Origin of the sequence: Acutalibacter sp. 1XD8-33 (assembly GCF_003612555.1) — a bacterium.
GTDB lineage: Bacteria > Bacillota > Clostridia > Oscillospirales > Acutalibacteraceae > Acutalibacter.
On the sequence record NZ_RAZF01000020.1, the window covers coordinates 1 to 26,350 of the forward strand.

25 protein-coding genes and 3 pseudogenes are annotated in these 26,350 nt (G+C 51.7%); 15 read left to right on the forward strand and 13 right to left on the reverse strand.

The window, feature by feature from the left end; all coding sequences use genetic code 11:
- A partial coding sequence (locus D7X94_RS12265) for a helix-turn-helix domain-containing protein (RefSeq protein ID WP_243111302.1) occupies nt 1-185 on the reverse strand: 185 nt, incomplete at its 3' end.
- Between the two features lie 221 nt (nt 186-406).
- Between D7X94_RS12265 and D7X94_RS12270 the strand changes: the two genes are divergently transcribed.
- Together D7X94_RS12270 and D7X94_RS12275 are read left to right on the forward strand one after the other, a co-directional pair.
- Nucleotides 407-1,810 (forward strand): MATE family efflux transporter, encoded by a 1,404-nt coding sequence (locus tag D7X94_RS12270; protein WP_243111303.1) that lies wholly within the window; start codon nt 407-409, stop codon nt 1,808-1,810.
- Nucleotides 1,811-2,150: 340 nt separating this feature from the next.
- Nucleotides 2,151-2,981 carry a polysaccharide deacetylase family protein gene (locus D7X94_RS12275; protein WP_120427984.1) on the forward strand — a complete coding sequence of 277 codons (831 nt, stop codon included), beginning with the start codon at nt 2,151-2,153 and terminating at the stop codon, nt 2,979-2,981.
- Between the two features lie 263 nt (nt 2,982-3,244).
- On the opposite strand, the pseudogene D7X94_RS12280 reads toward D7X94_RS12275, so the two are convergent.
- From D7X94_RS12280 to D7X94_RS12295, 4 genes and pseudogenes are all read right to left on the reverse strand, one after another.
- Nucleotides 3,245-4,164, reverse strand: a pseudogene (locus D7X94_RS12280) (BsuBI/PstI family type II restriction endonuclease).
- 796 nt (nt 4,165-4,960) lie between these two features.
- Nucleotides 4,961-5,641, reverse strand: a pseudogene (locus D7X94_RS19265) (Eco57I restriction-modification methylase domain-containing protein); the annotation flags it as partial.
- Nucleotides 5,628-5,840: a helix-turn-helix domain-containing protein gene (locus tag D7X94_RS12290; protein ID WP_120427985.1), complete on the reverse strand. Its 213-nt coding sequence runs from the start codon at nt 5,838-5,840 to the stop codon at nt 5,628-5,630. The gene D7X94_RS12290 and the pseudogene D7X94_RS19265, both read right to left, overlap by 14 nt.
- Before the next feature lie 140 nt (nt 5,841-5,980).
- Nucleotides 5,981-6,223 (reverse strand): TnpV protein, encoded by a 243-nt coding sequence (locus tag D7X94_RS12295; RefSeq protein ID WP_120427986.1) that lies wholly within the window; start codon nt 6,221-6,223, stop codon nt 5,981-5,983.
- A 421-nt stretch (nt 6,224-6,644) separates the two neighbouring features.
- Between D7X94_RS12295 and D7X94_RS19270 the strand changes: the two genes are divergently transcribed.
- Complete coding sequence (locus D7X94_RS19270; protein ID WP_243111307.1) at nt 6,645-6,794, forward strand: hypothetical protein; 150 nt, start codon at nt 6,645-6,647, stop codon at nt 6,792-6,794.
- Nucleotides 6,795-6,804: 10 nt separating this feature from the next.
- On the opposite strand, the pseudogene D7X94_RS19665 reads toward D7X94_RS19270, so the two are convergent.
- Nucleotides 6,805-7,266, reverse strand: a pseudogene (locus tag D7X94_RS19665) (helix-turn-helix domain-containing protein); the annotation flags it as partial.
- A 252-nt stretch (nt 7,267-7,518) separates the two neighbouring features.
- Nucleotides 7,519-7,851, reverse strand: coding sequence for a winged helix-turn-helix transcriptional regulator (locus D7X94_RS12310; RefSeq protein WP_120427987.1), 333 nt, complete (start codon nt 7,849-7,851; stop codon nt 7,519-7,521).
- A 150-nt stretch (nt 7,852-8,001) separates the two neighbouring features.
- Between D7X94_RS12310 and D7X94_RS12315 the strand changes: the two genes are divergently transcribed.
- Nucleotides 8,002-8,901 carry a B12-binding domain-containing radical SAM protein gene (locus tag D7X94_RS12315; RefSeq protein ID WP_120427988.1) on the forward strand — a complete coding sequence of 300 codons (900 nt, stop codon included), beginning with the start codon at nt 8,002-8,004 and terminating at the stop codon, nt 8,899-8,901.
- An 18-nt stretch (nt 8,902-8,919) separates the two neighbouring features.
- On the forward strand, nt 8,920-9,801 hold the full coding sequence (locus D7X94_RS12320) for a radical SAM protein (RefSeq protein ID WP_120427989.1): 882 nt from the start codon (nt 8,920-8,922) through the stop codon (nt 9,799-9,801).
- Between the two features lie 464 nt (nt 9,802-10,265).
- Here D7X94_RS12320 and D7X94_RS12330 read toward each other — a convergent pair whose 3' ends face one another.
- The 3 genes from D7X94_RS12330 to guaA all read right to left on the reverse strand — a co-directional run bounded on the left by D7X94_RS12330 (nt 10,266) and on the right by guaA (nt 12,972).
- Nucleotides 10,266-10,451, reverse strand: coding sequence for a hypothetical protein (locus D7X94_RS12330; RefSeq protein WP_147401722.1), 186 nt, complete (start codon nt 10,449-10,451; stop codon nt 10,266-10,268).
- Between the two features lie 84 nt (nt 10,452-10,535).
- Nucleotides 10,536-11,003, reverse strand: coding sequence for a hypothetical protein (locus D7X94_RS12335; RefSeq protein WP_199715111.1), 468 nt, complete (start codon nt 11,001-11,003; stop codon nt 10,536-10,538).
- A 415-nt stretch (nt 11,004-11,418) separates the two neighbouring features.
- A complete protein-coding gene (gene guaA, locus D7X94_RS12340) occupies nt 11,419-12,972 on the reverse strand; it encodes a glutamine-hydrolyzing GMP synthase (protein WP_120427991.1) in 1,554 nt (517 codons plus the stop codon).
- Here guaA and D7X94_RS18200 point away from each other — a divergent pair.
- Entirely contained in the window at nt 12,964-13,194 is a 231-nt protein-coding gene (locus tag D7X94_RS18200; RefSeq protein WP_147401723.1) for a hypothetical protein, read from the forward strand. The two genes, guaA and D7X94_RS18200, sit on opposite strands and share 9 nt — an antisense overlap.
- Nucleotides 13,195-13,225: 31 nt before the next feature.
- Here the strand turns inward: D7X94_RS18200 and D7X94_RS12345 are convergent, their stop codons facing one another.
- From D7X94_RS12345 to D7X94_RS12355, 3 genes are all read right to left on the reverse strand, one after another.
- Nucleotides 13,226-15,028 (reverse strand): hypothetical protein, encoded by a 1,803-nt coding sequence (locus tag D7X94_RS12345; RefSeq protein ID WP_120427992.1) that lies wholly within the window; start codon nt 15,026-15,028, stop codon nt 13,226-13,228.
- A gap of 84 nt (nt 15,029-15,112) precedes the next feature.
- Nucleotides 15,113-16,048 carry a carbohydrate ABC transporter permease gene (locus D7X94_RS12350; protein WP_199715113.1) on the reverse strand — a complete coding sequence of 312 codons (936 nt, stop codon included), beginning with the start codon at nt 16,046-16,048 and terminating at the stop codon, nt 15,113-15,115.
- 30 nt (nt 16,049-16,078) lie between these two features.
- Complete coding sequence (locus tag D7X94_RS12355) at nt 16,079-17,038, reverse strand: ABC transporter permease (protein WP_243111306.1); 960 nt, start codon at nt 17,036-17,038, stop codon at nt 16,079-16,081.
- A gap of 697 nt (nt 17,039-17,735) precedes the next feature.
- Here D7X94_RS12355 and purE point away from each other — a divergent pair.
- The 9 genes from purE (at nt 17,736) to purD (ending at nt 26,349) form a co-directional block, all read left to right on the forward strand.
- Nucleotides 17,736-18,227, forward strand: coding sequence for a 5-(carboxyamino)imidazole ribonucleotide mutase (gene purE, locus D7X94_RS12360; protein ID WP_120427993.1), 492 nt, complete (start codon nt 17,736-17,738; stop codon nt 18,225-18,227).
- Between the two features lie 75 nt (nt 18,228-18,302).
- Entirely contained in the window at nt 18,303-19,535 is a 1,233-nt protein-coding gene (locus D7X94_RS12365) for an aminopeptidase (RefSeq protein WP_120427994.1), read from the forward strand.
- A gap of 340 nt (nt 19,536-19,875) precedes the next feature.
- Nucleotides 19,876-21,039 carry a phosphoribosylformylglycinamidine cyclo-ligase gene (gene purM, locus D7X94_RS12370; RefSeq protein WP_120427995.1) on the forward strand — a complete coding sequence of 388 codons (1,164 nt, stop codon included), beginning with the start codon at nt 19,876-19,878 and terminating at the stop codon, nt 21,037-21,039.
- Nucleotides 21,033-21,665 carry a phosphoribosylglycinamide formyltransferase gene (purN, locus tag D7X94_RS12375; RefSeq protein ID WP_120427996.1) on the forward strand — a complete coding sequence of 211 codons (633 nt, stop codon included), beginning with the start codon at nt 21,033-21,035 and terminating at the stop codon, nt 21,663-21,665. The genes purM and purN overlap by 7 nt, the downstream gene beginning before the upstream one ends.
- Nucleotides 21,666-21,679: 14 nt before the next feature.
- Nucleotides 21,680-22,414 (forward strand): IMP cyclohydrolase, encoded by a 735-nt coding sequence (locus D7X94_RS12380; protein ID WP_120427997.1) that lies wholly within the window; start codon nt 21,680-21,682, stop codon nt 22,412-22,414.
- A 359-nt stretch (nt 22,415-22,773) separates the two neighbouring features.
- A complete protein-coding gene (locus D7X94_RS12385) occupies nt 22,774-23,949 on the forward strand; it encodes a phosphoribosylaminoimidazolecarboxamide formyltransferase (protein WP_120427998.1) in 1,176 nt (391 codons plus the stop codon).
- Complete coding sequence (locus tag D7X94_RS12390) at nt 23,949-24,341, forward strand: DUF6483 family protein (protein ID WP_120427999.1); 393 nt, start codon at nt 23,949-23,951, stop codon at nt 24,339-24,341. The genes D7X94_RS12385 and D7X94_RS12390 overlap by 1 nt, the downstream gene beginning before the upstream one ends.
- 27 nt (nt 24,342-24,368) lie before the next feature.
- Nucleotides 24,369-25,052: an HAD family hydrolase gene (locus D7X94_RS12395; RefSeq protein WP_120428000.1), complete on the forward strand. Its 684-nt coding sequence runs from the start codon at nt 24,369-24,371 to the stop codon at nt 25,050-25,052.
- Between the two features lie 22 nt (nt 25,053-25,074).
- Nucleotides 25,075-26,349 (forward strand): phosphoribosylamine--glycine ligase, encoded by a 1,275-nt coding sequence (purD, locus tag D7X94_RS12400; RefSeq protein WP_120428001.1) that lies wholly within the window; start codon nt 25,075-25,077, stop codon nt 26,347-26,349.
- Nucleotide 26,350 lies beyond the last annotated feature (1 nt).

Sequence of the window (26,350 nt, forward strand, 5' to 3'; positions counted from 1 at the left end):
ACGGGGTTGTATGCGGGCCGCTGGTTGCGGTCAAGGATAACGGCCCCGCTTTCGTCCGTTTCTTCCCCGCGCTTCAATTCAAGGTAGATCGTTTTCACGCTCATTCCCAGCCGTTCTGCTATGTCCGCCGCCCGGTCGTTTAACTGATACCACGCGGAAATCTGCTTTCGGTCTGCGAATGTCAAATATCTGTATTTCCGCAATATTTCTCACCCCCGGTTCTGTTGTTCTCCTATTTCTTTGCAAAAAAATTAGGCTACACAGGCCGTTTGACCTTGTGTAACCTAATTGTAATGCTTGCCTATGGGAGACTTTTTTCCAAAACCTCTTGATTTGTCCTTGCTACAAGGAGTATAATGTACTATTAGATGCAAAATGAAATGATGAGGGGAAGGTTGTCTTGCGGATGAGGTTCAAATTTAGGCCCCGGACCCGGGTCCGGCGGAATTCCTATGAGATCAACATGACAGAAGGGCCCATTTTAAAGAAACTGGTGCAGTTTTCCGTTCCACTGGCTCTTTCGGGAATCCTTCAGCTTCTGTTTAACGCTGCAGACATTGTGGTGGTGGGCCGCTTTGCCGGCAGCCATTCTCTGGCTGCTGTGGGCTCCACAGGCGCTCTGAACAATCTGATTGTCAATCTGTTTATCGGCCTATCCATTGGAGTCAACGTGCTGGTCGCGCGGTATTATGGCGCGGGCCAGGGAAAAGACCTTTATGAGACGGTACACACCGCCATCCTTACCGCCGCTATCTGCGGGGTGGCCCTTATTTTTTTGGGAATCGGGCTTTCCCGCCCGCTGCTGGAGATGATGGACACACCTGCGGATGTCATTGACCATTCCGTACTGTACATGCGCATTATTTTTGCCGGTATGCCGGCGGGAATGATCTACAATTTTGGCGCGGCGGTGCTTCGGGCGGTGGGAGACACCCAGCGTCCTCTCTATTTCCTGCTGATCGCCGGGGTTATCAACGTGGTGCTGAATCTGTTTTTCGTCATTGTCTTGCATATGGGCGTGGCTGGAGTGGCTACCGCCACCGTGATTTCCCAATGCGTCTCCGCCGTCCTGGTGGTGCTTTGTCTGATGCGCAGCGAGGGAGTCTACCGCCTGAACCTGAAGGAACTGAAAATACATAAATCTAAACTCATTGAGATGACCCGCATCGGCATTCCGGCGGGCATCCAGGGGTCCATGTTCTCCATCTCCAATGTACTGATCCAGTCCACGATCAATTCTTTTGGAGCCATCGCCATGGCGGGCAGCACTGCCGGAGGAAATATTGAGGGATTTGTGTGGACAGCTATGGACGCCTTCACCCAGGCGACCCAGAGCTTTGTGGGGCAGAATTACGGGGCGAAAAAGATGGACCGGGTCAGGAAGATCATGTGGAGCTGCATGGGCCTGGTGACAGGCGTCGGTCTGGTGCTGGGCGTAAGCGCCTATCTGGCGGCGCGTCCTCTCTTGGGCATCTACTCCTCCGACCCGGCGGTGATTGAGTATGGCCGGGCTCGGATGCTGCTGGTCTGCGTGCCCTATTTTACCTGCGGGGCTATGGGGATCTTCGTGGGCGGAATGCGGGGCCTGGGCTCCTCTCTGACCCCCATGATCAACACAGTGTTCAGTGTGTGCGTGCTGCGGGTGGTCTGGGTATACACCGTGTTCGCCCTTTGGTCCACCTGGGAGGTGCTCTTCCTCTCCTACCCGGTGACCTGGGTGGTGGCCTCGGTGATCGGCGGAATCTGCTATATGGTCATCAAGAAAAAGGCTGTAGCCCGGCTGACTCCCCAAGGCGCGAGGTCCCAATAAAAATAATCTTCCCTGTTACATGCGGGCCGTCTGCCTTGATTATGGCAAGCGGCCCGCGTTTTCGCGCCCTGCCGCTGGCTGAATCCACTTGTGAATTCGGGCAAAACTCCTGTCAGTGCAGGCTCCCAATCCAACGGCGCTGGTTCTGCTCCCGGGATTTTACACATATATTGCAGTGTATCGTAATTTATGGTAACCACACTTGGAAATCGGTATTTACCGATTTCCAAGCTGGGCGGCTAGGCTGCCTGGTTCAAAAGAGGTGGAGTACCTCTTTTGAACTGCGTTAACTATAACGGTAGAACCGCGCCCTTTGCGGCGTAGAGGGGAGAGTGCCGGTATGTCCAAGTCTTTTGAGAGGGTCCGCCGCCATCTGGCGGCAATCGTGGTGGCCGTGGTGGCGATTGCACTGACACTGGCCGCGGCGGCAGACCTATGGGGCCGCTGGGAGAGAGAAAAGGCTCCCGCAGAGGCGGTTTCCGGAGAAATCACCAACTGGGGGCTAAGTTTCCAGCAGGAGGGCCAGCCTCCGGTGGCCAACGCTACGGAAGAGTATCTGGCTCAGTTCGACAGCGTATACTGTATGCCCACAGAGGAGAAGAAGCTGTACCTCACCTTTGACGCGGGCTTTGAAAACGGCAGCACAGAGAAGATTTTAGACGCTCTGAAAAAACACGGCGTCAAAGCAACATTTTTCCTGGTGGGGAATTATTTTGAAACCCAGCCAGGTCTGGTCCGCCGCATGGTAGAAGAGGGCCATACCGTGGGCAACCACACCTACAGCCATCCGGATATGTCCTCCATTGGGGACGAGGAGAGCTTCCGTCAAGAGCTGGAAAAAAACGAGGCCTTATATAAAGAAGTGACCGGGGAGGAAATGCCGAAGCTCTACCGCCCGCCCCAGGGAAAATTCTGCGAGAGCAACCTGAAAATGGCGCAGAAGCTGGGCTACCGCACCATATTCTGGAGCCTGGCCTATGTGGACTGGTATGAGAACGACCAGCCTACCCCCCAGCAAGCCTACGACAAGTTGCTGCCCCGGGTGCATCCGGGGGCGGTGGTGCTGCTGCACAGCACCTCCAAAACCAACGGGGAGATCCTGGATGAGCTCCTGGGCAAGTGGGAGGAGCTGGGGTATTCCTTTGGAGATTTGGCTGGGGACTTGCAATAGAGCAAGAAATGGCATATAATTGCCGAACCGGCAGGGATGGTCTTTGAACGGGAACAGCTCCAAAAGGTTGGTACAGACAATCTCTTCCTTTTCGGCGCGGAAGTGTCCTGGGCAGGAGTACCCTCCGGGCCAGCATCGAACAACCTCGTCGCATTTCATGATGTAGATAAGACTTATTTAGAGATTATTATTTGTCGAGCTTTTCAGTCAATTCCGTTTTTTCAATAAAATCGAGTATCTTCATTCTAAAATAGTCCTTTGTTTTACTTTCTTGGTCCTAAAAATTTATCCCCATTCAAATGAATCATATGATCGGGCATATCTGCAATCCAAACTTCAGTTTCCCAAGCCAGCGATTCTGAGAACTTCTTAAAAATTTTAAAATCAAGGAAAGCGGTAACATAAATCTTTCCTGCTGTAACGCCAGCAGTCATTTCTTCAATTTCTTTTATTCGTTTTGGCTCCATCGGTCCGACAGAAGTAACGAATTCGATAAAATAAAGCCAATTTTTTCTTCAGAGTAGAGGACAACATCGGGCATTTTATCATGAAGAGTAATTGTAAATCCGAGATCTTGTAGCCTTGCTACATTTTTTACCAAATCCTTTTCTGTAGTATCACCAACATAAAGACACTCGGAATTTGGAGCAAAGCGAGGGGCAAACTCTTCAATAATCGCCTTTTGCAGTTCATTGTGCTTGCCAGGTGAAAAAGTAAAATCCTCACCGTTAATCCGAACAGGCATTTTTCTCATTGTCCGCTTAGATGCATAAAGGTCAATCAATGTTTCGTGAGATTGTAAGAAATTTATCTTTTCTGCCTCCCAATACGCTGTACCAAAGCTATGGATAAGAGCGAGCATTTCATCTGTTAGACGATAGCGATAATTCGGACTGTTGGTCTCTTTTCCATTATCCTCAATAAACGCAGCGTTTCTAAAATGGTGCATAGCTTGTTTTCGGAAAGTCTCTCGGCTGTTTTCTGCATATGTAACGCCATAGTTTTCTTTTGTAAATGCAATAACATCGTGAATACGAATCCAGTTGTTTGTTGCACTCGTCCACAAGTCTTGCTCTTTTATATTTGCCATAGCAAGGAGAGCAAAACAGCACAAATCTGCCTGCTGTTTTGCTGGCACTTGCAACTCTTTCAGTATTTCTCCTGCTTCCTCGATTTTGCTCATAAATAAAACTCCTTAAAATTTGATCGCAGCCTGTTTCTGTCATATCCCGCAATTTTATCAGTTCTTTTCCCATTCGCTCTATACTTTCCAAAGGCGGCACAGGCATAGAGTTGATTTCTGTAGAATTGACCTGTGTAGATCCGTTTAATATTCTGTAATAGCTATCATAGAGGGTGGAATTGAACAGCACATATAAACCATAAACAATACACTCAGACAAATCCCTCAAACCGCCGATAAAATTGATTTTATTTTGTGTGCTGGTTTTTGCGTAATCGGGATATTTTCTTGCCAAATATACGCCGCACTGCAAGCGTCGGTGTTCTTCCTTAGCGGTAAATCTTTTTACAAACAGATAATTTGCATTGGGCTGTAATAATCCCGCTTGACTTGTAAGAATATATTCATGCTCTTTTCCGATAGGGAAAATGACTTTTCCATCTTGAATGTGTTGTGCATAGAAAAGAGGAACTGCTTGATCTTCTGCCATATCACGCAAAACTTCTCTATTTCTAAAATCAACAGTCAAGCCTGTTTTCATCTTTAACCCAATACTCGGCAATGTGTTTGTCCATCTATTGAGCTGTTCAAGTGTTTCTATCTCTTGCTCATTTGTAACCAAATATACATAGGTATCCTCACCTGAAACAACTGTAGAGTAAGGAGCTTCAAAGACAGTTTTATCAGAGAAGTCCCTGTTACTTTGTGTTGTTGTAATAGATATTTGTGAAGGAACATTTGTCGTCTTTCTTACTTTAATTATGATAGTTTCACTTTCCTTTTCAAATACTTTATCACGGCTGACAAACAAGTGAATATGTTCCAAAACTCCTTCACTCAAAAACTTTTGACGGAACTTTTTGAAATATGCTCCTGATGTCCAAGAGCGAGGAATGATATATACTAATTCGCCATTTGGAATAAGATTAAACATTCCCATAGCGGCAAACAGAAAATATAAATTAGGGGCACCATAGCAAACATCAGGCATTGCCTTAGCCTCTGGAGCATCTTTTGCAATCTTCATATACGGCGGATTTCCAATCACCATATCGTATTTAAGAGGATTAGGTTCAGCACCAAGCATTCCATTATACTCTATCATGTGACTCAAAATATAGTTATCTTCTCGTATTTCATAGTCAACTCTTAATGTAGAATGCTGACAAACCCACTGAAGATTTGCTCTCAACAACTCAATGATTTGAGGATCATTTTCATAACATACCAAGTGTATATGCCGTAACTGTGGTATCCTTTGTAATCTTTCAATTAACGCAATAGACAATATGCCAGAGCCAGCTCCGGCATCAAGAATATAAAGCTGCTCTTTATTTACAGGCACTTCAAATAACTCAGCCATAAATACAGCAGTTTCTTTACTTGTAAAAAACTGACCGTAATTTTTTCTCTGAGTTTTTGGCATCTTTTCAATATATCTGTTTGTTGTCTGAATAGCAAAATCAAGTAGGCTCATTTTCGATAAACTCCATTACATCACCAATATCGCAAGTTAAAGCAGAACAAATTTTACAAAGACTCTCCAAAGATACAAACTCATTGCGACTCATCTTAGCCAGTACATTAAAACTAACTCCTGCAACTTTTTTCAAATCAGTCCGATTCATTTTCTTATCTATAAGTAACTTCCATAGTTTATCATAGCTGATAGTCATTTCGACACTCCATTCATTGGGACTATTTGTATTATATCACACAATAAACGGAAAATCAAGCTACACTCATATATACATGAGAAAAACTTCCGATTAAATGAAAAAATGGCAGAACAGCAATTGCCATCCTGCCATACTATTTATACATAAATCAGATCTGTATTTACAATCTCAATTGCCCTGCCACGGATATTATTCATTCTCCGCACCCATTCAAGCTGATTGTCTGATTTCAACTGTTCCGTCACGCCTTCACGCTCTGCCATCTGCTTTACCAGCCGAGAAAACATTTCCTCTGCTTGCTTATCAATATCAGCAAGGTAGCTGTTTAACTTACCGCTTGTGAGCAGAGTAGTATAAGTCGCTCGCCTATGCTCTTTCAAATAGCATTTGTGCCGCTGTCCCCCATACGCCGATGAGCTTTGTTTCTTCTTCGGGCACTTCGGTCATGTTCTCAGAATTGCACAGAAATTGATCTATTTGTGTGGTTGGCAGGAGTTGTTTCATGAGAACGGACTAATGGACGATGGGACTGCAAATCTGTTAAGGGGTATGAGGGGTAAAGTGGCGGGATCAGGAGAATCGATGGCCTTTCCGATATCATGAATGGAGGGGGGAGCGCAAGGGGTACTTCACTAAGGAAGTGCCCCTTGTTGCATTTTAGGAAATTTGTAAAGACGGTTGGCTATGATGAATTTGTAGGAATAATTAAATATACTGGAGGAAACTACAATGAAATCATTATTTGAACAATTCGGCGGCACATACCGAAAGGAAAACGACTATGTCATTCCAAATCTTGAAATGCCAGATATAGCAAATTTTGAAATTGGTATTTACGGTCAACGGCATCTATATTTTTTGCAGCATTATCGGTATCCTTTAGGATTGCTTGGGAAGATAATTTGTAAGTTAGCGGAGGTAAGCCTACCTGCTTTTCAAATTGCTTTATGAAGTGGCTTTGGTCGCAAAAACCTGTGGTCAAAGCCACTTCTGTTATTGTTTGGGTGTTGTGCATCAATCGTTGTGCCTTGCGGATGCGGTTTTGAAGTTGAAACTGGTGCGGTGTAAGCCCCACTTCTGCTTTAAAACTTCGGATAAAATGGTATTTACTGATAAATGCGTTTTGTGCCATTTCTTCAATACTAAATTTAGCTTCGGGATATAATTCCAACCGCCTTTTTAGGTTATTGATAAATGGATTTTGGTTTTCAGAGTGCCAATCTGTATAAGCGGCAAGCGAGTTTAAGCAGTCCAATAATTGTAATATCTGATACTGATTGATTCTTTCTGTGTTGAAAGCATTCATTAACAGAGCCATTATGTTATGCCTTATTTTATCGGCGGTATAGTGTGCGGCAATATTTTTATCAATACATAAACTCAGCAAAGTATAGCTGCTATGTGCTGAAATACTATGCGGCATATATGGGCAAATAATAAAGGTCTGATTTTTTCATAAACCTTTTCATTATTATTCGCAGTATGCACAATAGAGCCATCTAACACAATGCCGATTGTATGCACGGAAACATGGTTATGTGTGGGATAGGATATTGTTGAATTTTCGCAGAAAATCAATTCTATGCCCATATTTGAATTGTATATGTAGCGTATGCTGTTTGCTGCCATAAGTATTACTTCCCTAACTATTTATGTGCCTGCCAGATATTGTGCTTTATTTCTCGCTGAGGTTTTCATCTCCCCATTGTTTCATGTGTTCAAAAACGGGAATGAAACTTTTGCCTAAGTCAGTAAGGTTATACTCCACACGGGGAGGTACTTCTTTGTAGTCATAACGGGTAATGAAGCCGTCGGCTTCCAGTTCCCGAAGCTGCTTTGTCAGGCTTGATTCCGTAATGTCACCAATATGCCTGCGAAGCTCTCCAAAGCGGTGTATATCCCGAAAGGCGATGTAATAGATGATTTCAATTTTCCATTTACCGCCCAAGATTTTCTGTATGGTAGAAACTGTTTTGCAGCGTTCAACAGCCAATGTACTTTTTTTCATTCCTGCCACTCCTTTCTGACATAGTATAACACACCTTTTCTCAAAAATCAATGTACCGTTTCAATATATGTACTACAAAAAAGTACAGTACTTGTAAAATAATTGTACGCAAGTACAATTAGTATAGACTACAGAAAAGGAGAGGTGTTTATGCACTACACAGGAACAATTTGGCGACCGCCGTATGAAGCGGCATCATTTTTGTTAGAAGTAACGGCAGGCTGTACGCATCATAAATGCAAGTTTTGTACCTTGTATAATGATTTGCCGTTCAAATTCAGAATGTCCCCTCTGGAGGATATTGAGAGTGATTTACGGGAGGTTAAAAGAGCAACAAAAGGTTGGAACAGCGGGCGTATTGACCGAGTATTTTTGACGGGAGCTAACCCCTTTGTTTTGTCTTATGACAAATTAACTGCGATTGCAGAGCTAATCCGTAAATATCTCCCGTCAGTTACATCTATCGGCTCATTTGCGAGGATTACAGATGTTACCCCTAAAACCGATGAGGAACTTGCCAAACTGCGGGCTTTTGGGTATGACGGTCTGACAATAGGAATAGAAACAGGCGATGATGATGCCCTGCGGTTTATGAACAAGGGATATACCTCAGCGGACATTCTGGAGCAATGCCAGAGATTAGATGCAGCAGGCATTCATTACAGTTTCTTTTACTTGGTGAGCATTTCTGGAGCAGGTCGTGGAGAAATCGGAGCAAAATTGACGGCTGATATATGCAATCAGATACACCCTACGCTTATCGGGGCAAATATGCTTACGATTTATCCCGATTCTGAACTTTATGCTGAAATACAGCGTGGGAACTGGCAAGAGGAAGGCGAACTTGAAAAATACAAAGAGGTACGGACGCTCATTGAAAATTTGCAGATACCGACCATCTTTGCGGCAATGGGAGCTTCCAATGCGTACCAGTTTCATGGGAAACTGCCGAAAGACAAGAAAAAGCTGTTGGCGTTTCTCGATGAAATCATAGGAAATGTCAGCGAAGAAGAATTACAGCGGTATAGAAAAAGTGTTCATCATCTATAAGTGAAAGGAGGAGCAATCATGCACTTTACAGGCAGAACTTGGCGACCACCGTATGAAGCTCATTCGGTCATCATACAGGCTACCTCTGGCTGCACCTATAATAAATGCAAGTTTTGTAGCCTGTATAAAAATGAGTGCTTCCGAATGTCGCCCATTGAGGAATTTGAGGAAGATTTAGCGGAGATAAAAAGCTATCAGCCAAACGCCCGAAGAATTTTCTGGACGGGAGCTAACCCTTTCGCAATGAGTTATGAAAATCTCAAGCTGCGGGCGTTGACGGTAAGGGACTATCTGATTAAGTGTCAGACAATGGCTATGTTTGCGAGCATCCGTGATATTAAAGACAAAGAAGTATGGCAGCTTAGAAAATTGAGAACGATGGGCATTAACGGACTGAGCATCGGCGTGGAAAGCGGCGATGATGAAACGCTTGCCCTTGCCAATAAAGGATATACCTCGGCGGATATTCTGGAGCAATGTAGGAAATTGGACGAAGCGGGCATTGAATACTACTTTGTTTATATGACAGGGCTTGCGGGAAAAGGCGGCGGATACCAGAATGCAAGGAATAGTGCAGAGCTGTTCAGTCAGCTTAATCCGTATTTTATTTCCGTGGACTCTCTCACGCTTTTTCCAGACACAGAGCTTTACCAGATGGCACAGCAGGGCTTGTTTGTACCTGCCGAAGAAAAAGAGCGTATCCGTGAATTGCAAATTCTAATCAATAACCTAAATATACGCACACACCTGTTTGCGAACACGGTATCTAATTTCACGCCCGTAACGGCGTATCTTCCCTATGACCGTGAAAAGGTAACAAACGAACTGCAATTTGTTTTAGATAATACAGACGAAAGGGAGATGCAGGAATATAGAAATAATTTGAAGTCTTTGGGATAAAGCTTGTAATTGAAGTTATAGCCCACCAAATAAAAAAAACAGCGTTTTGGTGGGCTGTATCTTCACGCCCAAATGAGAATAGTTTAGCCCTTCAGACCTGTTTTAAAGTTTGGAGGGATTTTTTATGTTCTTTTTTCGGGCAGTATTCTATCTACTCATGTACCGCAGAGTTTATTCATACATAGCATATCGGGGATTGACAAAAAGCCAGTCAATGTGGTTCAACGCCACCTGACTGACGCTCCCGATCAGCATATCCGTTGTCGTTCCGGCCCGTAATGCGTTCGAATAATAGTTGCCGCTGATTACTTCATCTACCTTCCGAAGAATCTCTAACAGCAGTCCCTTCACGGGGGAATCAAAGGGACACTGGACGCAGATACAGGGAACGATCTTGGTGTGAGGATTCTTCTACCTCGATGATACGATTCTCGGTAATCAGTGTGATTGCCCTGCTGATAGCACTACTCTTTCCAATACCAGGGGCCCCAATAGCTTCTGACGGTCTGCTTTGTCACTCCATGCTCCTTAGCTACGGAGCAGATCAACCGGGAGCGCATCCGGTCATTAGCTACGAAGGACAGCACAGGATCTATCATCGTGTACCTCTCGTACATGGTTTTCCTCTGGTCAGCATTCAGATCATTCACACCTACAGGCACAACCCCTGTAGTCTCAGACAGCTCACCACTGGTACACTCAGAGCAGGATTTCAGAAGAGTATCCAACCCCATCTACACGGGCATTGTTCTCTTGATGCAGTCGCTCACCAGCCCCCTGTCACCCTGCACGTCCAGCACTCGGATGATGGTATCACCAGACCGGAGCAGATCATGCTTCTTCACCAATGCCCCCCAATCAGTGACACCATGCCTGAGCCAGTAGTCCCTTGAAGCATCCAACAGCTTCACCGTCAGCGGCTTCATCAGGAACTTTCGATAGACACACTCCCTGACCATCAGATTACTGTCCGCTTTGGTGCATACGAAGTCCGAGGTATACTCCCCGACCTCCAATCCATCCAGCAGGACATTGCATCTGATCTCCTTGATTTCATCCGATGCTTGCAGCAGGTCGGCGTAGACATACTGGATAGTGTCATACGTTCTGCACACCTCGGCGCACTTACCCAGCACCCGCTTCTCACATCGACCCTTAAAGTTTTTCTTTCTCCTGTTGGCAGTCCTCCCCTGTGGGAACATCCTGCATCAATCCCCAAAAACAGTCCCCAAAAATAAAGTCAGCTTACTTTTGGGAATTGGGGCCTGTGCTTTTGAGAAAACTGACTGCCTCAAAGCCCCTGATTGCAAGAGTTCCAAGCCTGTTGCCATTTCCCCAAAAACGCACTCATCAAATATCACCATGTCGTAGGGCAATGTGATTTATCCTGTAAGGGGCAAAGTCGTTTATCCACCCGGCCCCCAGGCCGGTAGCCCCTACTCCATGGTGATATAGCGCAGAATGTTCCCAAAATCCTTGTATTAGGCAGGGAAAGGATAGTCCGGAGGACAAAAATAAGGCCCTGCGTCGTCAGACGCAAGGTCTTATTTTTCTATGTCGGAGGCTAAGTGTTAGTGCCCTGAACAGGATAGATCACATTGCCCTACGACATGACCGTTACTCCCACTCAATCGTAGCCGGAGGCTTAGAGGTTACATCATATACCACACGCGTAACGCCAGGCACTTCGTTTACAATTCGATTGCTGACGCGGCCCAGCAACTCATATGGCAGCTCTACCCAATCAGCTGTCATAAAGTCAGTCGTATTTACCGCGCGCAGAGCAATCGTCTCGCCGTAGCTGCGGCCATCTCCCATTACTCCCACGCTGCGCGTGCCCGTTAATACCGCAAAATACTGGCCAATTTGGCGTTCTAACCCAAAGTGGGCAACCTCTTCCCTAAAAATTGCATCAGCATTCTGCAGCGTTTCTATCCGGTCTGGGGCTATTTCACCTATAATTCGTACAGCTAGGCCAGGACCAGGGAAAGGCTGACGCCAGACTAATTTTTCCGGAATACCCAGTTCCAGCCCCACACGGCGGACCTCGTCCTTGAACAGGTCCCGAAGAGGCTCCACCAGCCCCTCGAAGCCGATGTCCTCCGGCAGTCCGCCTACATTATGGTGAGATTTAATCACTGCGGCCTGTCCTGTGCCGCTTTCTACCACATCTGGGTAAATGGTTCCTTGACAAAGTAGCTCAACCCTCCCCAGTTTCACTGCCTCAGCCTCAAATACTCGAATGAACTCTTCTCCAATGACCTTTCGCTTTCGCTCAGGATCGGTAACTCCCGCCAGCTTGTCCAGGAACCGGCCAGCGGCGTTGACTCGGATCAGGTTCATGTCGAATTCTTGCCGAAAAACCTGTTCTACCAGGTCCCCCTCATCCTTACGCAGCAGGCCATGGTCCACAAAAATGCATGTCAAATTTTTCCCGACAGCCCGGTGTACCAGCATAGCCGCCACGGAGGAATCCACCCCGCCGGAAAGCCCGCAAAGCACCTTTCTGCCGCCGATGCGCTCTTTCAGGGCCTCTACTGTCTCCTGAGTAAAGGAGTTCATTTCCCAATCTCCTGTACAACCACACACTATATATAGGAAGTTGTGGAGAATCTGACTGCCATGCTCTGTGTGAGCTACTTCAGGATGGAACTGTACGCCGAAAAGTTTGCGCTCCCGGTTTTCCATGGCGGCAACCGGACAATGAGCACTTTTCGCGCAGGAAGAAAACCCTTTCGGCAGCTGGGCTACCGCATCATTATGGCTCATCCAGGTGACACTCTGGGGCACTCCCTCAAAAAGCGGGCTCCCGATCTCAAAGCTGGTCGTAGTTTTCCCAAATTCCGGCGCAGACGCGGGTTGAACCATGCCGCCCAGCATATGGGCCATTACCTGAGCGCCATAGCAAATTCCCAGCACTGGGATCCCCATCTGGAAAATTCCAGGGCTGCACAGCGGAGCGCCGGAAGCATACACGCTGCCCGGTCCGCCAGTAAAAATAATCCCTTTATAATGAGAAAGGGATTCTGGAGAGGAAGAATAGGGTTTGATTTCACAGTAAACATTCAGATCCCGTACCCGGCGGGCGATCAGCTGGGCGTATTGGCCGCCAAAATCCAGCACCACCACAGCCTGATGACCGGACTTGGGAGAAACAGGAGCATGTTCCATAATTGGCACAACCCTTCTTTTGAAAAATTACTTTTAGTCTACCATATTCCTCCTTGGAAAGCAACTGCGAAAATCCAAGAAATTTCACCTTATGGCCGCCTTTGCCGAGATTTTCAAGCGAAAGCCCAGATTGAGGGGGCAGAAGCCTCTTGCTCGTTCCGATACGCAGACAAAAAAGCCAACGCAGCTTCCGCCGCGCCGGCTTTTTTGCTTCGTACTTAAATTACTTGGAAGGTAAAGGAAATGATTGCTCTTACTTCAGCTTGTAGACGTCATAGTCGTCGCTGTAGGCGTCGAAGCCCTGCAACTTGATGTTATCGTCATACTTGCCCTGGTAGTTCTTACAGACCTCATCCACATTCTGGCCTTCGCAGTAACTGACCAGATCGCTGAGCAGCTTGTCGAAGGTAGCCTCGTCCTCGGCCATGAGGATCTTCGGGATCTCAGACTGGCACTGGTCCTGAATGGCCTTCAGGTTGATGCCGATGGGGCTCTGGGGATCCATTACGTCGCCCAGGTTGGTGCACTGGTCGGTCTTGAACTTCTGGCCGATCTTGGGATTCTCCTCGTCATAGGTGCACATGTTGCCCTGGATATAAACCACCCAGTTCTTGGTCTCGGCCTTGTCGTTCAGAGCGAACTTCATCGCGTCCACATAGTCGGAGTGGGCGGGCTGAGTCCACATCCAGGCACCGGCAGCGTCCTTCTGTTCGGGAGTGATCGCGCCGTAGTCCAGCAGCAGCTTGGGCAGACCGTCCTCGTCGTGCTCGCCGTTCCAGATGGGTCCCTCGGGGCCGCCGCAGACCTGATAGTCGGAGCCTTCCTTAGAGATCATCCAGGTGTACAGGTCAAAGATACGCTGGGGACGCTTAGCATCCTTGGTGATTACATTCACGTTCCAGCCGGGAGAACCGGCCTCGTCGCCATAGGTAACGGTTACGCCTTCCGCAGGGGGGAACTGGGGGAAGGAGGCGAGGTCGTCATAGTTGGGCGCGCCGATAACCTCATAGGAGGTGGGCTTGTCGGTAGAGCTGGAATTCTGTATAGTCAGACCACGGAAGTTGTTGCCATCGTCCTGAGAGAAGTCATACCAGAACAGAGCGGGACGACCATTGGTCATCTTCTCTTCCCACTGCTGCTGGTTGTCAGAGAACACATCGGCAGTCCACAGGCCCTCGCGGTACCACTGGTTACCGATCTTCAGAGCTTCCACGAACTTGGGTTCGCGGACAGCCAGATTGATCTTGCCGTCCTCCTGGGTGAAGTAGCTCTCAACCACATTGCGGCCGCCCAAGGAACGGAACAGGGGACGATAGATGAAATAGCCGTTGTTGCCGTTGGTGCAGGCAAAGGGGATGATGCCCTGATCGGTGTAAGAGGTGTTGCCGGCATCGGCGAACTCCTTGGCCTTCAGCAGGTACTCGTGCAGGCCGTCCAGAGTGCTCAGGTCGGGCTTGCCTACCTGGTCGTACACATAGGTGTTCACAATCCACTGCTCGTTGCCACCGGTAGAGGCCTTGCCAGGAGCGCGGGGCCAGTTGGGAATGCTGTAGAGCTTGCCGTCCACCTTCAGCAACTCGCGGGTCTCCTCGCCCACGTCCTCCGCGAAGGTGCAGCCGTCATACATGAACTGCTCAATGTCTACCAGAGCGCCGGCACGGACCACGTTGTTCAGCACGCGGCCGCGGTCCAGGATCATGGCGTCGGGCAGTTTGCCGCCGGACAGCATCAACTGCAGCTTGGAGTCCTGGTCAGCGTCAGGCTTGGTATAGGTAGCCTTGACGTTGAACTTATCCTGCATGTACTTGGAGAAGCCGTCCTTGCCCCACTCCTTGATGATAAACCAGTCGTAATAGGCGTACATGGTGAACTCGTAGAGCTCATCGGTGGGGTCAGGGCCGGTGGAGACGGTGCTGGTCTCGCCGCCCTCGCTGGAGCTGCTTTCGCCGTCGTTGGTGCCGCCGGCACTGCTATTGCCGCCGTTATTCCCGCAGGCCGCGAACACGCCCACGATCATAACCAGAGCCAGCAACAGGGCCAAGATTCTCTTGCTCATAGTTTTCGTCCTCCTAAAATAATATTTTCATTCAGGCTGGGGCGGACTCCCATTGCCGCCCCGCCGGGAATGACATGGTGGAGCTTATCCCTTGATGGAGCCGATCATGATGCCCTTGAGGAAGTAGCGCTGCAGGAAGGGATAGATGGCCACGATGGGCACAATGCTGGTGATCATGGTAGCCATGGTGATGGACCGGGCGTTGGTCTGCTTGCCCTTCATGGCGTCGCCCACATGGCCCGCGCCGCTCACCGTGGCCGCCATGCGCTCCGCGTAGGCCGCCTCGCTGATGATGTTCAGCAGCACGGAGGTCATGGGCTTCAGGTTGGGGTCGGTGATGTAGATGTTGGGCATGAACCAGTCGTTCCAGTGGAACACGCCGAAATACAGGGCGATGGTGGCGATGATGGGCGTGGAGACGGGCCAGTAGATCTTGAAGAAGATGGTAATGTAGTTGGCGCCGTCAATACGGGCGGACTCCTCCAGGGCGTCCGGCACAGACTGGAAATAAGAGCGCATGAGGATCATGTTCCAGATATTCACCAGATTGGGGATGATGTACACCAGGAAATTGTCCTTGAGGCCCATATTGTTGATCAAAAAGTAGGTGGGAACCAGACCGCCGCCGAAATACATAGGGATCAGGCAGAAAAAGGTATAGAACTTCTTGCCTACCAGACCCTTTCGGGAGAGGCCAAAAGCCAACGCGCCGGTAACCACAAGGCCCGTGGCCGCGCCGATGATGGTGCGGGCGAAGGTGATACCGTAGGCCTTCCAGATGGTGGGATTGCCGAAGATCTGGGCGTAGTTCTGCAGGGTGAAAATCCGGGGATAGATGGTGATGCCGCCCAGGATGGTATCGTTGGCGTTATTCAAGGAAATGGCCAGCGAGTTCAGGAAGGGATAGAGCGTGGTGACGAACACCGTGAACATGATCACCACCATGAGGATGATAATAACATAATCGCTGAACACTTTCTTTGCTTTCATCTTATGCTTGGATGCTTTTACACCTGTCATTTGGGATATGCCCCCTTTCTCCTCTTATTTTTAGAACAGCGCGCTCTCACCGGCTTTGTCCGCAATCTTGTTAGCGGCCAGAAGCAGGATGAAGTTGATGACGGATTTCAGCAGACCGGCCGCAGTACCAAAGGAGAAGCGGCCCTGGGAAATGCCCGTGTTGAAGATGTAGGTGTCGATGACGTTGGCGGTCTCTTTCAGCATGGGATTGCCCATCTGCCGGGTCAGCATCATGATCTGGTCGAAGTTGGCGTTCAGGATGCCGCCCACGTTCATAATAAGCAAGAGGATAATGGTGGGCTTGATTGCCTTGATGGTGATGTGCCACATCTTCTGGGCCCGGGTGGCGCCGTCGATGTCCGCGGCCTCGTACATTTCCGCGTCTACGCCGGCCATGGCCGAGATGAAGATGATGGAGTTCCAGCCCAGTTCCTTCCAGATGTCCGTCACCAGGGCGATGCCCCAGAAGTACTTGCCGTCCTGGAAGAAGCCGATGGGCTTGTCGATGAGACCGGCGCCCATGAGCATCTCGTTTACCGCGCCGCCGTCTGTAGACAGGAAATCGAACATCAGAAGAGCGCACACGGTCCAGGAAATGAAGTGGGGCAGATAGCTGACGGTCTGGATGGTCTTTTTGATGGTCTGATTGCCCATCTCATTGAGGAACACCGCGAAAATAATGGGACACACAAAGCCGATGGTCAACTTCAAAAGGCTGATAACCAACGTGTTGCGGAGCACCAGAGGCAGGTTGGGGTCGCCAAAGATGTACTCAAATTGCAGGAGGCCTACCCACTGGCTCATGCCCGGGAAGTCTCCCAGGCGGTATTCCTGGAAGGCCATAACCAAGCCATAGATCGGTATGTAGCTGAACACGAACAGCAGGAGAATGCCCGGAAGCACCAGCACCTGCAGGTCCCACTGTTCAATCGCCCGCGAGAAGAAGCCAGGTTTCTTTTTCGGGGCCGAGGCTGCGTTTGGATTAGTCAATGCTCATCACTCCCATTGGCTTTCCCGACTGAGGGAAAGCCATAATTATTGCGGGGGGTATACCCCCCAAAAAATTTGCCTGAACCTGAAAATCCTTGGCGATCCCTCCCCGTATCATTTCTTCCGCGTTGCGGATATTAGGCCCATGCCGCCGTACCCGTTTTCGTCAGGACGGGCCTGTACCGGCGGTATCCGGCCTGGGAGAGAGCGTCTCTCCGGAATCGCTATATAACAAAACTACTAAGCTATATAACAATCTTCTTTGGACATTATATCATACCAATCACAAAATTGCAAGCAAAAAACAGATTTTTTATAAATAAATTGTTAACTATGCCGCACTGTAGTGAAAATGTGCCGAAACAAGCCCGATTGCCATATGGATTTTTACCCCTTTCCCCTTGAAAATCCCAGGAAACACGCCCGGAATCCCTTGCTATTTTTCCCATTTTAGGGTATACTGGCAATACTTGGTGCTGTCTATTCAAGCATTGGGAGAAAGGATAGATCCGCATGCCACTTATTGATGGAAAAGCCGGCTGTGCAAGTACCGTAGGCCCTCCGGGAACGCGGTTATGAAACTGCCGCAAGCCCTCACCCCGCTTTTAACTCCTGATTTCGGGCAAAACGCCCCCTTGCTTTCTATAATAAATGTAGAGCAGGTTGAAACTCAATGTAAGAAAGGAATGTGATATTTATGAAAAAAGTCGCGTTGATCTTAGGCAGCGACAGCGACGCCCCCACCGTCTCCCCTGCCAAAAAACGTCTGGACGGCCTTGGGATTCCTGTGGAAGCCCATATTATCTCCGCCCACCGTACCCCAGAGGCCGCTGCGGAGTTTTCAAAAAACGCTCGAAAAAACGGCTTCGGGGTAATTATCGCCGCCGCCGGAAAAGCCGCCCATCTGGCGGGAGCCCTGGCCGCCAACACTTCCCTGCCGGTTATCGGCATCCCCATCAAATCCTCTACTATGGACGGATTGGACGCCCTGCTTTCCACCGTGCAGATGCCCTCCGGCGTCCCCGTTGCCACGGTGGCCATTGACGGCGCGGACAACGCCGCCCTTTTGGCCGCCCAGATTCTAGCTGTGGAGGATCTGGACCTGGCCGTCCGGCTGGAGAACCTGAAATCTGATATGAAGCAGGGCGTTTTGGCAAAAGACGCCGCGCTGCAGAACAGGGACTGGTAGCGTCCTCATTTTGCCCGCCAAAAAACATATCGAATTCCGTCATAGAGACTCACCTTCAGAAAGGATGCCGTTTAGATGAAAAAAAGCATTATGAGAAAGTATGCTAAGCTGGCCGTACAAAAAGGCGTAAACCTGCAAAAAGGCCAGGGGACTGTCATTCGCGCCAGCGTTTCCGAACACGAATTCGCCGAGATGGTTGCCGAAGAAGCCTACCGGGCCGGGGCCAAATGGGTGCGCATCGACTGGAATGATCAGGCCGTCACAAAGCTGGCTTACCGCCACGAAACCGTCACCCAGCTCAGCCGGGTGGAGGACTGGGAAGTGGAAAAGGCGAAGCACAGCGTCAAGGAGCTCCCCTGCATGATCGCCATTGCCTCCGCCGATCCGGACGGCATGAAGGGCGTAAATCCCGTAAAGCTCCAAAAGTCCATGATCGCCCAGAGCAAGGTGTTCAAGCCCATTCAGGACGAGATGGAGAACAAATACCAGTGGACGATTGTGGCCGTGCCCTCCAAGGCCTGGGCTAAAAAAGTATTTCCCGGGGAACGTACCAGCACCGCCGTGGAAAAGCTCTGGGGAGAAATCCTTAAGGCTGTGCGTATCACCGAGGACAATGATCCTGTTGCCGAGTGGAACCGGCACAATGAAACCCTGCGGGAAAAATGCCAGGCCCTCAACGCTCTGAACCTGGATTATCTCCACTATAAGAGCTCTAATGGCACCGACTTCACCTGCTGGCTAATTCCCGGCGGAAAGTGGTGCGGCGGTTCTGACACCCTAAAAACCACCGGCGTAGAGTACAACCCCAATATGCCCAGCGAAGAAGTCTTTACCTCTCCCCTCCGGGGTAAGTGCGAAGGCACCGTGGTGTCCACCCTGCCCCTCTCCTATCAGGGCACGGTCATCAACCAGTTCTCCATGGATTTTCAAAATGGCCGGGCGGTGGCCGTCCACGCTCCGGAGCATCAGGAGCTTCTGGAAAAGATGATTTCCATGGACGAGGGCGCCGCTATGCTGGGCGAGCTGGCCCTGGTGCCCCACGACTCCCCTATCTCCAATTCCGGCGTGCTGTTCTACAACACCCTGTTTGATGAAAACGCCGCCTGCCACATCGCCATGGGCCGGGGCTTCAACGAGACGGTGGAAGGGGCTGAAAACATGAGCGACGAGGAACTCAGAGAGACAGGCGTCAACGACTCCTTCATCCATGTGGACTTCATGATCGGCTGCAAAGACCTGAATATCACCGGACATACCCGGGACGGCAAAGAAGTGGCTATTTTCCAAGACGGAAACTGGGCTATCTAAATTTATACTTTTTGAGAGTGATACTGTGTAGCCTCCGAACGCACAGAAACGCGTTCTCCGGCGGGAGGGGCTTCGAGTCTCGCCTGCCGGCTCGGTCGGCGACGGGAAATCGCCTCTGGCGATTGTCACCCCCTTCCACCCCCACCACCTTTAAAAAGGTGGACGAAACTTTTACGCTGGTTAGCTGAGTGCGCTAAAGTTAGCGGAATGCGTGGTGGCGGATCCAACGCCGCCTTTGCGTTGGCGAGGATTCTCAAGGGCGAGTAGCCCTTGAGTCGCCGAAGGCCATGCCCGTACTACTCCAAAAAAGTATAACTATTATTAAAAAGGAGCTGCATATATGACTACCGACTGTGAACACCTGGCTCCCAAGCAGGAGCAGAATTTAAAAAGCTACAGCGACAGCTACAAAGCCGCCGGAGTGGACGTTACTGCCGGATACCAGTCTGTGGAGCTGATGAAAAATCATGTGGCCCGTACCAAAATTCCCGGCGTTGTCTCGGGGATCGGCGGGTTCGGCGGGCTGTTCGCTCCGGATCTGTCCGGAATGAAGGAGCCCCTGCTGGTTTCCGGCACAGACGGCGTGGGCACCAAACTGAAAATCGCCATGCTCATGGACAAGCATGACACCATCGGCATCGACGCGGTGGCCATGTGTGTAAACGACGTGATCTGCTGCGGCGCGAAACCCCTCTTCTTCTTGGACTACATCGCCTGCGGCAAGAATTATCCGGAAAAGATCGCTTCCATTGTCTCCGGTGTGGCCGAGGGCTGCGTACAAGCCGGGTGTGCCCTGATCGGCGGCGAGACCGCTGAACATCCCGGCATGATGGCCCTGGACGACTATGATCTGGCTGGATTCACCGTGGGCGTTGTGGATCGGGAAAAGGTGATCGACGGCAGCAGGCTCCAAACAGGGGACGTGCTCATCGGGGTAAGATCCTCGGGAGTCCACTCCAATGGTTTTTCTCTTGTGCGCAAGGTGTTCGGCATTGGCAAGATGGACGGTGCCGGGGACGAGTCCTTGGCGGGCGCGGCCATGGGTCTGGCGGTTTCCGTGGCAAAGATGCTGCAAAACGATCAGGCTGTGGTCAGCCGGCACTATGACGAGCTGGGCTGCACCCTGGGTGAAGCGCTGCTCACCCCCACCCGCGTCTATGTAAAGCCTGTCCTCTCCGCCATAGAGGCGGCGGACGTAAAGGCCATCTCCCACATCACCGGCGGCGGGTTCTATGAGAATATCCCCCGGATGCTCCCGGAGGGCATGAGCGCAAAAATAGAGAAAGCCGCCATCCCCACACTCCCTATTTTCGACCTGATCCAAAAGACCGGAGGAATCCCGGAGCGGGATATGTACAACACTTTCAATATGGGCGTGGGCCTGTGCATGGCCGTCTCCCCTGATACGGCCGGCAAAGCCCTTGCCGCCCTAAAGGCCGCGGGAGAAGAGGCCGTGGTTCTGGGAGAGGTAGTTCCCGGCGACCGGGAGGTGCTCTTATGGTAAAGATCGGGGCGCTGGTATCCGGCGGGGGCACCAATTTGCAGCAACTGATTGACGCCCAGGCCGCTGGAAAGCTGGGAGGCGGCGAAATTGCCGTGGTGATCTCCAGCAAACCAGAGGTTTACGCCCTTGAGCGGGCAAAAAAAGCCGGGATTGAAGCCGTCACCCTCAGCCGGAAGGAATACTCGGATGTGGAAGCCTACAGTCAGGCGCTGATTGACGCCCTCAAGGCCCGGGGAATCGAATTGGTGGTGCTCTCCGGCTTTCTTACCATCACCAGCGACGCCTTTGTGCGGGCTTTCCCGGACCGGATCATGAACGTCCACCCGGCCCTGCTGCCGGCCTTCGGGGGCAAGGGCTTCTACGGCCTCCATGTTCACGAGGCGGTTCTGGCCCGCGGCTGTAAGCTCACCGGGGCCACGGTACACTTTGCCAACGAGGTCTGCGACGGCGGACCCATCATCCTCCAAAAGGCGGTGGAGGTCAAAGATGGCGACACCCCGGAGATCCTGCAAAAGCGGGTGATGGAGGAGGCCGAATGGCAGCTGCTGCCCGAGGCCGTGTCCCTGTTCTGCCAGGGGCGGCTGACAGTACAGGACGGAATCGTACACATCGCGCCGGAAGAATGAAAGGAGAGCATCTCATGAAACTGATGGATATTTTTCAGGACCTGAAGCAGAACGCCTACCCCGGCCGGGGCATCGTCATCGGCAAAAGCCAGGACGGCAGGCACGCCGTGGCCGCCTATTTCATCATGGGCCGCAGCGTGAACAGCCGCAACCGGATCTTCGTGGCCGAGGGGGACAACCTGCGCACCCAGGCCCACGACCCCGCCCTGCTCACCGACCCCTCCCTGGTGATCTACTATCCCGTGCGCGTCTATGACGGGGGCATGATCGTCACCAACGGGGACCAGACCGACACCATCTACAACCTGCTGCAATCTGAGGACCGCCCCTGCTGCGCGGGCAGCTGCTTTGTGAAAGCTCTGCGCACCCGCACCTTTGAGCCGGATCCCCCGTTGTTCACCCCCCGGATCTCCGGCATTTTGGAATATGGAGACAGCGGCTTCACCTACAAGCTCTCCATCCTGAAGAGCACAGACGGCGATTCCTCCGCCGCCCAGCGGCAGTTCTTCGAGTATGACCCCCTGCCCGGGCTGGGGCACTTCATCCACACCTATAAATGTGACGGCAACCCGGTAGTGCCCTCCTTCGAGGGCGAGCCCAAACCCGTGGAGCTGGAGGGCGGCATCGACGCCTTCGCCAATTCCCTCTGGGAGAGCCTAAACGAGGCCAACAAGGTGTCTCTGTTCGTGCGGTATGTGGACCTGGAGACCGGCACGGCGGAGACCCGGATTCTCAATAAGAACCAGTAGACCTCTTGGGGGAAATACTTTTTAAGTTATTGAAAGGCCTCCATGCGCAGAGCAACGCGCATTCCGGCAAGGTCGTGGGCCTGCGCGGGTCTCACCTGCCGGTTCGGTCGGTTCGCGGCGTGTCTGCCACTGGTAGACGCTCACCCCACACCCGCGCCAGCTTAAGACCAGCTGGACCGGTCGATGTTGTTCACTGTAGCATTCCAAGCTAACCAAGGTAAAGTTTTCGTCCACCTTTTTCAAAAGGTGGTGGGGTTCTCAGGGGTGAAACCCCTGAGCCGCCGGAGGCCCTCCACTACTCAAGAAAGCATTTCCGCAAGAGTTCTATTGAATTTTCCATTTTAGAAAGGCTGGTCAACATGGCAAACGAAATCTCTTTGAAATACGGCTGTAATCCCAATCAGAAGCCCTCCCGCATCTTCATGAAGGAGGGCGAGTTGCCGGTGCGGGTCCTCAACGGCAAGCCCGGCTATATCAATTTTCTGGACGCCTTCAACAGCTGGCAGCTGGTGCGGGAACTGAAAGAGGCTACCGGCCTGCCCGCCGCCGCGTCTTTTAAGCATGTGAGCCCCGCGGGCGCGGCGGTGTACGTGCCCCTCAGCGACACCCTAAAGAAAATCTACTTTGTGGACGACCTCACCCTCTCCCCCATTGCCAGTGCCTATGCCGCCGCCCGTGGCGCGGACCGGATGTCCTCCTACGGGGACTGGGCCGCCCTCTCCGACGTGTGCGACAAGGAGACCGCCGCGCTCCTGGCCCGGGAGGTATCCGACGGCATCATCGCCCCCGGCTATACGGCGGAGGCTCTTGAGATTCTCAAAACCAAGCGCAAGGGCGGGTATAACGTGGTCCAGATCGATCCGGACTATGTTCCCGCGCCGGTTGAGCATAAAGACGTGTTTGGCATTACCTTTGAGCAGGGGCGCAACGAGCTGAAAATCGACGGCACTCTTCTAGAAAACATGCCTACCGCCAATAAGACTCTCTCTGAGGAGGCCAAGCGGGATCTGATCGTGTCCCTGATCACCCTGAAATACACCCAGTCTAACTCTGTGTGCTATGCAAAGCACGGTCAGGTTATCGGCGTGGGCGCGGGCCAGCAGAGCCGGGTCCACTGCACCCGCCTGGCAGGCAACAAGGCGGACAACTGGTATCTCCGCCAAAGCCCCAAGGTGCTGAATCTGCCCTTTAAACCCGATATCCGCCGCCCGGACCGGGACAACACCATCGATGTGTACATCTCCGACGAATACATGGACGTACTGGCGGACGGCATGTGGGAGCAGTTCTTCACAGAGAAGCCCCAGCCCTTTACCCGGGAGGAGCGCCGGGCCTGGCTGGACGGCATGACCGGCGTGGCCCTGGGCAGCGACGCTTTCTTCCCCTTTGGCGACAACATCGAGCGTGCCCACAAGTCCGGCGTGGCGTTCATCGCCCAACCCGGCGGATCCATCCGGGACGACAACGTCATCGAGGCCTGTGACAAATACGGCATCGCCATGGCCTTCACGGGCATCCGTCTGTTCCACCACTGATGTTTATCCAGCAGGACTGGCTGATGCGGCAGATCGAGATGATTATCTCCGCTATCATACGGCTGTTTTTCGGCAAAGACGGTCAAGGCTCCGGCTGGGAAGAGGCGCTCCGGCAGACGCGCGCCGCAGAACTGAAGGAGGAGCTTGCCGGCCTGCTGGATGAAAAACAGCTGGGCAAGGCGGAGGACCTGCTGTTTCAGAGCCTGGACCCGGAGGACGGGAGCATCCTGGCCGTGGCGGTGGACTTTTACCAGCGGGCCAATGCCATGACGGACCAGGAGCTGGAGGCCCAGGGATTTACCCGGGAGGAGCTTCTGGAGGGGTTGGGCCAGGCTGTAGAACGGTACGGAGTCTATCTGCCGGGGCTTTGGGATAGGCCACCGGAATCATAACCGCACCTGCAGAGAGGAGATACATCCATGCGAAAGGCAATCTTTTGGGACTTCGACGGCACTCTTACCTTCGGAGAACCCAGCTGGCGTTCCTGCCTAATGATGGCCCTGGGGAATGCGGCTCCGGAATATGAGATTACCCCGGAAAAGCTGGCTCCCTTTTTGAAGCATGGCTTTCCCTGGCATCCGGACGGAAACCCGACTTTGACCGGCAGGGCCTTCTGGGAGGAGCTTTTCTCCCTGTTCGCTCTGGCTTACGAGGCCTTGGGAGTCCCCGCGCCCTTGGCGGCGGCTGCCGCCAGAAGGGCGCGGGAGGTGGCTATGGACCCCAAAAATTACCGGGTGCGTCCAGACGCTGCCGCCACTCTGGCCGTGTGCGCCTATAAGGGATATCGGAACTACATCCTCACCAACAATTTCCCCGAGTGGGAAAGCCTATTTGTCCAGCTGGGCTTGGGACAGTTTTTCTCTGGGATCGTGAATTCCGGCGTGGTGGGCATCTGCAAACCGGATGTGAGAATTTTCCGAAAGGCGGAACGCGTTGCCGCCTTTCCCTCTTTGATCTGGATGGTGGGGGACAACCCGGTCGCGGACATTCAAGGGGGAAAAAATGCCGGCTGGCATACGGCCCACATCGCCAAACCAGGCGCGCCCAGCTCCGGGGCCGAGATCACGGTAAACAGTCTGAGTGAACTGCTGAAGTACTTATAAATATAAAAAGGATGGTTTTCCTATGAAAATTTTGGTAATCGGCAGCGGCGGACGGGAACATGCCATTGTCCGCAAGCTGCGGGAGAGCCCCAGGGCGGACCAACTCTTTTGCGCCCCCGGAAATGGCGGCATCTCCCAAGACGCGGAGTGCGTCAACGTCAGCGCCATGGACCAGGCGGGTATGCTGGCCCTGGCTCGGGAAAAGGCGGTGGATTTGGTGTTTGTGGCCCCGGACGATCCATTGGGAGCCGGCATGGTGGACTACCTGGAGGCCGGGGGCTTTCCCTGCTTCGGTCCCAACAAATTGGCCGCAGAAATCGAGAGCAGCAAGGTATTCTCCAAAAACCTCATGAAAAAATACGGGATTCCCACCGCCGCGTACGAGGTGTTCGACGACTCCGCCGCCGCGCTGGATTATATCCGCTCCCAAAACAAATACCCCGCCGTTATCAAGGCCGATGGTCTGGCCGTGGGCAAGGGCGTCACCCTTGCCCAGAATGAATCCGAGGCTGAAGCCGCTCTCCACGCGCTGATGGAGGAGAAAATCTTCGGCGACTCCGGCAGTCAGGTGGTGGTGGAAGAATTTCTCACCGGCCCGGAGGTGACCGTGCTGGCCTTTACCGACGGCCATGCCGTGCGGCCTATGGTGTCCTCTATGGACCACAAGCGGGCTCATGACGGCGACCAGGGCCCCAATACCGGCGGCATGGGCACCATTGCCCCCTCCCCTTTCTACACGAAAGAGATCGCAAAAGAATGTATGGAGAAGATCTTTCTGCCCACCATGGAGGCCATGAACGCCGAGGGGCGCAGGTTTAAGGGATGCCTCTATTTTGGGCTGATGCTCACCCCTGATGGCCCCAAGGTGATCGAGTATAACAGCCGCTTCGGCGACCCGGAAACCCAGGTAGTGCTTCCGCTGCTGGAGACGGACTTTGTGGATATCATAGAGGCTGTGGTCAACGAGCGCCTCTCCGATCTGGAAATTCGCTGGTCCTCCGATGCCTGTGCCTGCATCATTCTCGCCAGCGGCGGCTATCCGGGCAGCTATGAAAAAGGAAAAGAGATCTCCGGCTTGGATGAAAACGGCCAGGCGGAAGGCGTTACCATCATCCACGCGGGCACTAAATGGGAAAACGGCAAATTTTATACCGCCGGTGGGCGTGTGCTGGGTATTACGGCCAAGGGCGGCACCCTGGAAAAAGCTCTCCAAAAAGCCTATGCCGCTGCGGAGAAGATCCATTTTGAGGGCTGCTTCTGCCGCAGCGATATCGGCACCCGCGCCCTGGGCCGCTAAG